At 44.3% G+C, this 10,864-nt stretch carries 9 protein-coding genes and 1 pseudogene; 3 read left to right on the top strand and 7 right to left on the bottom strand.

The features are described from left to right. Positions 1 to 106 (top strand): integrase core domain-containing protein (locus GRH90_RS26005; RefSeq protein WP_512698839.1); only part of this gene is annotated, 106 nt, incomplete at its 5' end. A gap of 508 nt (positions 107 to 614) precedes the next feature. Further along, positions 615 to 2,090, top strand: coding sequence for a PqqD family peptide modification chaperone (locus tag GRH90_RS25375; protein WP_162368755.1), 1,476 nt, complete (start codon positions 615 to 617; stop codon positions 2,088 to 2,090). Between the two features lie 172 nt (positions 2,091 to 2,262). Here GRH90_RS25375 and GRH90_RS25370 read toward each other — a convergent pair whose 3' ends face one another. The 3 genes from GRH90_RS25370 to GRH90_RS25360 are packed head-to-tail and all read right to left on the bottom strand — an operon-like array spanning position 2,263 to position 8,105. Continuing rightward, positions 2,263 to 4,458 (bottom strand): DEAD/DEAH box helicase, encoded by a 2,196-nt coding sequence (locus GRH90_RS25370; RefSeq protein WP_162368754.1) that lies wholly within the window; start codon positions 4,456 to 4,458, stop codon positions 2,263 to 2,265. After that, complete coding sequence (locus GRH90_RS25365) at positions 4,455 to 5,771, bottom strand: ATP-binding protein (RefSeq protein WP_162368753.1); 1,317 nt, start codon at positions 5,769 to 5,771, stop codon at positions 4,455 to 4,457. Before GRH90_RS25365 ends, GRH90_RS25370 begins: the two co-directional genes overlap by 4 nt. A gap of 3 nt (positions 5,772 to 5,774) precedes the next feature. Then, positions 5,775 to 8,105: a tellurite resistance TerB family protein gene (locus GRH90_RS25360; RefSeq protein ID WP_162368752.1), complete on the bottom strand. Its 2,331-nt coding sequence runs from the start codon at positions 8,103 to 8,105 to the stop codon at positions 5,775 to 5,777. A 405-nt stretch (positions 8,106 to 8,510) separates the two neighbouring features. Here GRH90_RS25360 and GRH90_RS25355 point away from each other — a divergent pair, with 405 nt between their 5' ends. Continuing rightward, positions 8,511 to 9,455, top strand: a complete 945-nt coding sequence (locus GRH90_RS25355) for an ArdC family protein (protein WP_162368751.1) — start codon at positions 8,511 to 8,513, stop codon at positions 9,453 to 9,455. A gap of 130 nt (positions 9,456 to 9,585) precedes the next feature. Here GRH90_RS25355 and ccdB read toward each other — a convergent pair whose 3' ends face one another. From ccdB to GRH90_RS26435, 4 genes and pseudogenes are all read right to left on the bottom strand, one after another. Then, positions 9,586 to 9,891, bottom strand: a complete 306-nt coding sequence (gene ccdB / locus GRH90_RS25350) for a type II toxin-antitoxin system toxin CcdB (protein WP_162368750.1) — start codon at positions 9,889 to 9,891, stop codon at positions 9,586 to 9,588. A gap of 2 nt (positions 9,892 to 9,893) precedes the next feature. Next, positions 9,894 to 10,112 (bottom strand): type II toxin-antitoxin system antitoxin CcdA, encoded by a 219-nt coding sequence (gene ccdA / locus GRH90_RS25345; protein WP_113867773.1) that lies wholly within the window; start codon positions 10,110 to 10,112, stop codon positions 9,894 to 9,896. Between the two features lie 114 nt (positions 10,113 to 10,226). After that, a pseudogene (mobC, locus tag GRH90_RS25340) lies at positions 10,227 to 10,745 on the bottom strand (MobC family replication-relaxation protein); the annotation flags it as partial. Positions 10,746 to 10,771: 26 nt separating this feature from the next. After that, a partial coding sequence (locus GRH90_RS26435; RefSeq protein WP_162364288.1) for a transposase domain-containing protein occupies positions 10,772 to 10,864 on the bottom strand: 93 nt, incomplete at its 5' end.

The raw sequence follows: 10,864 nt of genomic DNA, 5'->3' as shown, positions 1-10,864 counted from the left end.
TGAGTATAACCAGGAACGGCCTCATGAATCACTGGGAAACCTGACGCCGGAAGAGTATCGGATAACCCGAAGTTCGCCGATGATCTCAAAAAGTGCATGGCTTTAACATCGGGATGTTTACAACAGCAGTACCATGTTTATGAATTTCTAAGTGTTGAAAGAAGGAGTTAGCAAAGTTGCGTAAGAATTTGCGTCTAGTTTTTCTAATTCTTGCAAAACAGAAAGATTTTCAAGTTATGGAAAGAGAACTTACGTCCAGACTACGCCCATATTATATCTAATATTTCGCCGAATTTCGGTCGTATGCCTTTAGTAGAAGATAATTGCTATTTACATTTCTTGCAATTTTGCAGATAAGTTTTTTCTGGTTTACGTTTCGATTGTATGGATTGATAAAGGTGTGGTTTATGCTACATCAAGCATCAGGGAAATGTAGCTAAAATACTTAATTAGTTACAGTTGTTATGAAAGTGCTGTCTTTAGGTGACTTAGACGCTTAAAGTGTTAAGTGTATCTCAAATCCTGGCTTTACGAGAGTACATGACTAACAATTTACTCATGCTATGATATCAAACTATTAACACTCATCGCCTTATTGCTTAAGGTATACTACTATGTTTTTAAAGAAAAAAGCTAATGTCATATTCAGAAACTATGATTCCTTTGGGTATATTACGGATAATAGGAATTTTGGGTATAAAAAAATAAATGATAACAGAAACTACATTGGTGATAAGATCTTATCGGAAAGTGGAGCTGTTTTTTTTTCTGTTTTAGATAGAAAACCACAAACCCTTAATGATCTGGTAAAAAAAATAAAAAAACAATTTTCGGATGTCGGCATTAGTACAATCCAGAATGACGCTGAAGAGTTCTATTCTAGACTTGAACGTGATGGATTTATTGTGTCAGGGGAAACATTACAGGAGTGTGAACAAAACGATAAAAGGTTTTCGTATAAGAGTTTAGAGCCGCAATTAATTGATAAATTTTCTTTCCCGCCTATTATATATCCCGAAAAATCCACGCAAGATTTTTTAGAAGAACACTTCAACGGTAAACCTCAGCTTACAAACTTACATATAGAGATAACCAGTAAATGTAATGAAAGATGCATTCATTGTTATATCCCTCATGAGAATAAAATAAGCAATATTGATTCTAAATTATTTTATTCTATTCTAGAACAATGTAAAAAAATGAGGGTGTTGCATCTGACGTTGAGTGGTGGCGAGCCAATGTTGCACAAGAATTTTTGTGATTTTTTAAGGAAATGTAGAGAATATGAATTTTCAGTAAACGTTCTTAGTAATTTAACATTACTTGATAATGAAATTCTAAATGAAATGAAAGCAAATCCTCTTCTGGGTGTTCAAGTCTCGTTGTACTCTATGAATCCCGCCATTCATGATGAAATAACCAAAAGGAAAGGGAGTTTTGAAAAAACAAAAAATGCAATTTTGGAACTGATTAAAAATAATATTCCTTTGCAAATAAGTTGTCCAATAATGCAACTAAACAAAAAAAATTATGGTGATGTTATAAAATGGGCTGAAAAATATAATGTTCATGCTGGTGCTGATTACGTCCTCATAGCAAGATATAATCATACAACAAATAACTTGAATTGTCGTCTTTCAGTTAATGAAGTAAAAGAGGTGATTAGTAGCAAAGTAACGAATAATGCAGAATATTTTAAAGAAATGAAACTGGAATATGAAAATAAAAAAAATATTACATCAAGCGATTTTGTTTGCAGTGTTTGTAATTCTTCTCTTTGTATAGAAGATAATGGAAACGTATATCCGTGTGCTGGCTGGCAGGGTTATGTTGTGGGGAATGTGAAAGAAACTGCCTTGAGTGATATTTGGGATTATTCTGAAAAAATCCGATATTTAAGAGGCTTGCGCAAAAGTGACTTTCCTAAATGCCTTCAATGCGCTGATAAAGAGTTTTGCACCATGTGTATGGTTAGAAATGCAAATGAGAGTCCTCAGGGAGATCCGTTAACAGTCAATGAGTATTTTTGTGAAATCGCTAAGTTCAGTAAAGAAATGATGCTTGAGCAAAAAGGAAAAATTACGATATAATGGCCTACTTCGAAATTCTGCCACACTTAGAACTGGAAATGCAGCATGACAAAACTATCCCTTTGACGGATCTGATGCCTGAATATAAGCCAATCGAATATCGCTCTTCAAAAACTATTGCAGGGTGTGTGAATATATATCCTCTTTTATGGCGATTGATAAAATGAATCTTTTATAGGTGTTTTCCTAACCACCTAGTAACCCCTTCAACATCAAAAGCTCGTAATCCGTATCCCTCAGTAAGCAACACATCTGGTAGGTATTCATCATATTTCTCAAGAAATTTTTCAGGAACACTTTCAGCAAGATGAAATTCTGATGGCAACCCAGCCCTAAGCATCTTGGCTAATACACGCTTAACTTCATCCACTGTGGTTTGTTCAACATCAATGACACCAGCAAACGATCCGGTCTTGAAGCCAGAATTAAGCAGTAATGCCGACAATGTGTTTAGAATCTGATCCCCCAGCCAAAGAAGAATATAAACATGCTGCCCCTGCTGAATAAAACATTCAGAAGATAAATTGTTGCTATTAAAATAATGTAAACCTTCTTCAAACAAACTTATGGCTGAGGTATCGGCAAAGTCAACCTTATGTTCACCAACAGTGATTCTGTAATCGCCTTCCCGATAGATGGCTAACATTTCTTGTCGGACAACATCATGTATAGACATGCCCTCTCCACCAAATAAAGGCGGTTGTCCACCCTTTGTCGCTTCGACGTAAATGACCTTTTTGTCACTGTCGATGTCGGTCACTTTCCAGCGTCGTCCGCCAAAAATAATATGTTGTTCTGGTAGTAGTGGCGAATCAACAGGTATAGAGCCCAGCGTTTTGTTGCCAGCGACAATGCGAAACTCTTCCGGTGTACTGAATACGGCATAAAACGTGTATTTATTAACCAACCGTTCGCCCTCCACTCCAAGCACCAGTTCTCCGCTGGAAAGCTGAGTTAAAAACTGACGTTCTCCCATATGTCGTAACAGTATTTTGAAATTATTTGAGCCGACTTTCTGAAACGGTCCATCCATGCATAGTTGCGACCAGAGTTGATCCGCGCGCACACCTCCCCACTGAGCAACTATCGCCAGGATTTGATGAAACAATGTGGAGTAATGTATTTGCCGGGTATCGGCAGGTTCAAACCATTTACTACCTATCAACAGTCTTATCATCGCCATTGATTGAACAAGTTGTAGTCGCAGTTGATCGACAATACCTGATGTGGGCGTCAGTTCATGTTCTGCGATCAGCATCCGCAGCGCGGCGGGGGAACCGCGTCTGCCAGATCGCCCCATGCGTTGGCGCAGGCTGGCAACGGAATGCGGAGGAGTTACCTGTATTACGGAATTGACTTTGCCGATGTCTATACCCAGCTCCAGCGTCATCGTACAAATGGCAGTGGTGGGAAGATTCCCCTTCTGGAGTCGCTGTTCGAGGGTTTCGCGCAGATCTCTTGACAGCGATCCATGATGAGGGAAAAACTCATTAGGAACAATATTCGCTTCGCTGAGATCGCTGAGCGTGGCGGCGATGCTTTCGGTTCGTTTGCGACTATTAGCGAAAACCAGATGGGAATCGCCACGGCAAAGCCGAAAAATATCATGACAGATCTGCGTTTCAGCCGAAGGCAACGGTTCTTTACCTGTGGATAATCGGGGTTCCAGGTAGCCTTTAACTTGCACTTTTAATGTAGCCTGGACCAGACTGTCAGTGATGATGTCACAGGGCAGACGCTGATTAGGTCGCAGGGATAATGGTACTTTTTTCAGCTCACCCAGCGTCGCGCTTAGTGCTACTCTTGGAACCGGGTTGTTAACTCTTCCCAGTATATGATCGATCCGATTCAGCAGGGAGAGAAGCTGCATACCTCGCTCGGAGCCGATAAAGGCATGGAATTCATCAATAACAATATAAACCAGTGGAGCGAAAGCCTGCTTTAGCCAGCCGGAGGAACGGATCAGCATAGCTTCCAACGATTCCGGGGTGATGAGCAAAATACCGGAAGGGTTTTTCTTCGCTCTTAGTTTTTTACTCTGTGCAATGTCACCGTGCCAAGGTGTAACGGGCATCTCCAGTGCATCGCCAAGACTTTCCAGCCGTCGGTACTGATCGTTAATTAACGCTTTGAGTGGGCTGATGTACAGGATACTAAAACCGCTTTGAATATTCGCGACAGCGGAGCAGGCGGGCAGAAAAAATGCTTCCGTTTTACCAGCTGCGGTGGCGGCACTGATCAACACATCCCGATCGCCCGCTAGAATCGGCGGGATCGTTTTTTTTTGTAGCTCCCGTAGATCACTCCATCCTTGCCGGAATATCCACTTCTGTATGCGTGGGTCCAGCCGCTGATATTCACTTATCATAGCCTGAAGTCTGCCAAACCATCTTCATCCGAGTTAATGCCTAAAACGATCTCATCCATATCGCTGGGTTTTTCTTCGGCGATAGCCACATCTGCAATAAGCTGCGACCAATGGAGAGTCGGGTTTTGTTCCAGTACAGCGAGCATATCCAAAAAGGCTTTAATTGTATTTCTTGGCGTACGAAAATAAGCATCGCCGATAGTATCGCTACAATGGCTTAAAAATGCCGTCAGGGCTTCATCTGGAATAAGATATTTATCCTCCTCTCCGCCCGCGTATACATGACGCAGATTTTTCAGAAGAATGTAGAGCTCCTCTGGCGTCAGGCTGGCCAAATGTAGGCACGGGGATGAGTAATCAATAACTCCCGCGCGCTTTGCGAAACTGTTTTCCGCCAAGCGTGACTGGAGTGCTTCATAGCTGTATAACCCTTTACGTGGATCAAATAGGAACTCCGGCGTACCGCTGAGCAGAAAGCCGATATGTTCTGCCGTTCCTTGAAGGCAATCGTTCAAAATACGCAGTATTTGCTCATAATTCGCGACTCTGGCCTGCGTATTGGCAAGCTTGTAGAGGTTGACCATTTCATCCAGATTGACCAGTAGTCCCGTATATCCAGCTTGACGGACGAAAAGACTCATCAGCTTTAGCGAATCGTAGAAAGAAGCATCAGAAATAATGGTGCGTACGCCAAGATCGTTTCGGGCGTCGGTTCTCGTGGTGTATTCACCTCTGAGCCAGCGGATAGCATTAGATTTTAAAATCTCATTATCCTGCTCATAGCCCTGCCAGTAACACTCAATGGCTTTGGCGAAATCATAACCGCCAACCATGTCGGACAGTGCAGCGAGTTTTTGATGAATGATGATCGGGACCTGAGAATTCGTGCTTTCCGCCTCTTTTCTGGCCTCAGTGACAAAGCGCTCAACCACGCTCAATAACGCATGTCCATCAGGCTTGTTACGGGTGGATAAATTCTTCATCAATTCTGAGTAGAGGTTCCGCGCTTGCCCTCCTGATGCATGTATGCGTCGATCCGGAGATAAATCAGCGTTCACCGTGACAAGCTTTTTCTCTAGCGCTATTGAGCGAACTACGCTTAAAAAGAACGTCTTACCCGAACCATATTCTCCGATAATCAGGCGGAACCCGGCGCCGCCATCGGCGATACGTTCTATATCCTGCCAGAGCGCTTTTATCTCGTTTACCCTGCCAACCTGAATATGCTGAATTCCGATTTTAGGCGTAACGCCTGATTTCAGCGACTGAATAATAACGTCTCGTTCTTTTAAACGAATGCGAATGCCAGACATGAATTATCCTTTGAGTTCTTGTGCAATTGCCAGGTCAACATAAATGTCATCGTCATCATCAAGAACTGGGGCATCAATCTGTTCGTAAGACCAGTCATTAATAGTTTCAATGGCACCGCTCACCATCAAGTTAAACCGTTGGCATAGCTCGGCGACTTCGTTTCTGGGCCATCGTTCTTTTACCAGCAAGTGTTGGTACAGCTGATTATGCGCTTCATCAAGGCCAGAAACTGATTGCGAAGAAGTGACTACCTGAAGCATTTCTTCGGGTTCGTCCTCAACAAAAATTGTGCTCAGCAACTGATGAACATCTTTCGTGTCGGACTCATGGCGCGCAAGGACATGTTTATTGAGTGAAAATACATTATCTGCGCCTGATGCGGCCGGTGTGGCGGCTAGTGATGTTTTTTCTGCTGTTGACATGTGATGGATATCGCTGGTAACGGCACTACTATCCATCCCAAGACTGGCGTAAATTTTTTCCAGCTGCTTAATTTCAGCGGGATCAATTTTTCCATCAGCGCAGGCGACGGTTACGATGACACGACCGATGACAGATTTGTCGTTATCGGTGAGTTTCTCAATTCTGCCTCTCAGGCCAGCCATACTGGCTGGCGTATTAAGCCGCCATATGAGGTAGGCGTGTAATGAGCTTTTTTCCTCCGGTGACAACGCGCTGTTATGATCAATCGTTTTCTCCAGCGCTGCCTGTTCCGATGTATCAATACTTTTATCTGTTTGTGCGAGCATAGCACCAAGTCGGAGTGCAACGGAAACCGAAATGAATTCTGCGGAGGGTGAGAAGAACTCGCCGTGCCCTCCGGCAAATAAAACAACATTACCGTCAGGTTCCGGTTTGAAGTGATGGTATCTCATATCCGGTGCTATTCCGTAACCCGCACGTTGTGCGAAATTCTGCATAAGCTCGGCCTCTTTTTTATTAAGCTTATCAGGAACCGGCATGCCTAGACGGGACCAGAAATCAGCGACAGTAGCAAGCCCGGAACTTTCCATAGTTTTACCTTCGGCCCAACTTTTAAACTCCGTAAACATCTGTCCTGCGCTTTCGGTGAGGATTTCATTGGGCAGTAACATAATGGCAGCAATGTCATTTCTTGATGTATCTTTTTTACCGAGGTAGCGGCTGTAAGCATCTAAATCGTTGGTGCAGGATTCTGCAATTTGCATCAATTTTTGTACAGGTGCTCTCAGAACGCTAGGATTAGGAAGATCGAGGAGTTCAATGCTGATCCCCCTGAGCGAACTGCTAGCCGGAGTGTAATCTAACTTGAGTCGGGTCTTATTGGGCTTAATCACAAGACCCTCACCAAATTTTTTAGCATAACGTTGTTTAAATAGCGTAGCGAACTCATCCGCACAGCGACGCGCCGGAGTTCGTAGCGTATATTCGGTATAATATTTCACCCACGCCAATGCCAACTCAGTCGGAACAGGTTTCTCCTGGGCGACAATCGTTGCAAGACGAAATTTAAATAGCAATGAGCTTCCTGAAGCAAAATATTCATTTTCATTTTCGATTAAAATCGTATTAGGCCGAAGAAGCGACATGGCTTCCATTAATTGAGTCGCGTAATGCTGGAATGAATTGTTTTTTTGAAAAACACTTCGCAATCGTAAAACTTCTTCAAATAAGATTCTGAAATCATTATCGGAGATGTCTTTCTGTTTTCCATCAACCAGTGCCCGGCGTTCTAATCCATAAAAATAGATGAAAGCATAGCCGATAGGGCAGGTAGGATCACTTCGGTCACTAGCTAGCCAGTCAAGGTAAGCACCACGACCGCATGGAGAGAGTGTCGAATAACTAGGCCAATACCCTAATGAATCATCTTCGTAATATTTGGTGGTCGTTTGGATAGATAACGCATCGTTAACCAGCGAAACATCGGAACCATCATTATAAAACTTATTGTATTTTGCCGATAAATTAGCTTTTATCTGCCCCCCAAAATAAAAATTACCACGATTGATAACGATATTTTGGATTTTTACATTTTCTCCGGGATTTATCCATCGCGCAGGAGCTCTATTACGTTGGGTAGATGAATTTGTTTCTTGTCCGTGACTACTACGAAATTCAACCGTTAAGCCGTTAACGAGACTGAAAGTCGCAAGTTCGTCATCGTCTAATGCTTGCATCTGCGATGACGAAGTATTAACGCTTTTGACTGATTTAACAGGGTGAGGTGTTGGGCTTACTGTAATTTTTGCAGCGCTGTTTTCACCGTACCGGCTGATTGAGCTAGTTTTTTTCTTTTTGAAAAAAAGAAGATAGATAACGATCAGCGCAGCAAAAAAAATCCAGAATCCCATTCTTACACCTTTAGTAGCTAATGACGCTTTCTCGCATGGTACCGCAATCGGGAGCTGCGGTAAGGAAACCAGACGAAAGATAACAAAATCATACCGTGATGCAGCAGGAGTACAAGCGAAAACCATAACAGATAAAGGGTCTAAACGAGGGGTGACCAACCCCCAACCCCATTTCATCGCTGCGGAGCAAGGGGCGCTACGTCCAGGTACTCAGGGTCTCGTTTTTTCTCCTGTGCACTTTCCGTTTCTTCTTTATCTGCTTCCGGTTAATCGTTTCCCAACACAACCCGTCCCGCAAGGGTAAATAGAACGCATTCTGCGCCCTTGCTGGCCGGAACGATGCCGGGAAAGCGAACCGTCAGGCGATACGAAGACGAAAATCACACCACTGACGGAGAAAAAACCATGTCCATTTCCCTGCATACCCAGACCAGCGCCCCTAACACCGCAACGATGACCAGCGTATCCCCGCTGGAGCAGTCAGGCTCCTCAAAAACGAAATTTTCCAAACCCAGAACCGATATTTATCAGACCGTCACCGACAGCATCATTACGGCACGGGAAGCTGGTGTTAAACCATGGACATGCCCGTGGCAGCGCGTAGCGGGTATGTCCGGATTGCCTTCTAATTACGCCACCGGTATTGCTTACAGCGGGATGAATATCATGCTGTTGTGGTGCAGTGCTTCAAAACAGGGATTCAATGATTCCCGCTGGATGACATTCAAACAGACGCAAGCGGAAGGGGGACAGGTTCGTAAGGGAGAGCGCGGAACGACAGCCATTTTTTATACCACGCTGGAAAAGGAAAACGACGAAGGCGGGATCGACCATATCCCGATGCTGAAAACGTTCACGGTGTTTAATGTTGAACAGATTGACGGCCTGCCCCTGGCGACTGAGCCGGGCAATTCAGCAGAGACGTTTGATGCGCTGCCACAGGTTGAAAACCTGTTCCGGAGCAGTGGCGCAAACATCATCGAGAAAGGACAAAACGCCTCTTTCAGACCGTCTACTGACGAGATTTATTTACCGGAACGGCACCTTTTTCCCGAGGCTGCCGATTTTTATGCAACTGGTTTACATGAGCTGATTCACTGGAGCGGCGGCAAGTTGCGATTAAACCGAGAAATGAAAGGGAAGTTTGGCAGTGAGGCTTACGCTTTTGAAGAAATTATTGCTGAGTTGGGAAGTGCGTTCCTGATGGCGGATTTGGGGATTGTCGGCGAGGTTCAGCATGAAAGCTACATCGCTTCCTGGCTGAAAGCGTTGAAAAACGACAAACGCTATATTTTCAAAGCCGCCGGTGCGGCATCGAAAGCGCATCGTTATTTGATGGAGAAGGTTTGAACGGAAATAGAGGAAGCTGCAAAGGAATGTGGCTTTAATCATACATTCACATTCCGGATTATCGGTGCTTACTGTATTTTCTGGTGACGGGCGATATACCGCCCTTTTACTGAAAACCTTTTAAAGGCGTTTAAACACCCCAGAACATGAGATTGATAGCATTTTTGATTTCATCGGCATAATGGCTCACATCCGCGATAATTTCACCGATGACCTCAACGGAAACGCTTGATAATTCAGTTGTTATCAGTCGGTAATTTTCGCCGTCGATGCGGACCAGGGGGAACAAGGTTTTATTCACTTTTTCAGACAGGTGATGCGATGCTATCAGCGGGATGACCATTCGCCGCCTTGGCGTATCAACAATATCACTTTGCACATCGACAAACATTTTGTAATGACTTGCCCGCTTATACTGATAAACAGTGAATTGCATGATCACCAGTTCCTGTTTTCATCGGCGAAAGAGCCATTCTGTGCGATAAATCTGGCGACTTCCTCCATCCCCTCATGGTTCTCTTTCTTCCATTCCTCAGCCTTTATGCGACGGGCTTCCTTGCCGATGACTTCATTCACCAGACCAGAAATATTGACGCCGGCAGCATTCAGAACCTGATAATTATCTTTGTCCACGGTAACGCTGACTCTGTGTTTCATGGTCGTGCTCCTCTTTTGTGCATACTGTGAGTATATACCTTAAGTAATTACTCATCAATCAACCACGCGGCAGGCTTACCGTATGGGTAAACCTGCCAGCACAAAAGTACTGGCTTAAGCGTAGTGATGCAGCTCCAGTTGATGCAGTTCGTCGAGGGTATAGACACGAAAAACATGGCGGTGGCGTGCTTCCAGCGGAATATGCTGATGGTTAACGATGACGTATTTTATACTGTTGAACAACAGTTCAATTGCGCGTTTTTTCTGCGGGTCGGGCACGAAATAAAAAACGTAAAACCAGTCTTTACGGGTCCGGGCTAGTAAATGGCTGGCGATGATCGATTGGTAACGGGCTTTGGTTTTCAGACGGCGCTCAGTCTCAATCGCGATGACGGTTCCGTCTGGGAGGGTGATTAGCCCGTCCGGACGGTGACTGACCTGATAGCGGTTGAGGAAGGTCGTACGATCACCGTTTATCCATCCGGTAGCGCCTTTTTTCTCAAGGATGATCCGGGCCACCTGATTATCAAGGTGGTGCTCCAGCGTCCAGCCGGTAACTTTTGATAGCTCAAACCGCACCGGGAAAAGGTCATCGTCAGGGGTTAACACGACGGCCAGCCCGTCATTGGGTAAGCGTACTTTCACCGCCGTATTGACGGTTATTCTGCAGTCAGATCCACATTCCAGGGCAGGAGTTCCGCCACCCGGTTTATCGGCCAGTCTGCCAGAACGCTGAGGATATGACGAAGATA

This window comes from Acerihabitans arboris, assembly GCF_010131535.1.
Classification (GTDB): Bacteria; Pseudomonadota; Gammaproteobacteria; order Enterobacterales; family Enterobacteriaceae; genus Acerihabitans; species Acerihabitans arboris.
This window is presented reverse-complemented; position numbering and strand designations above follow the sequence as displayed.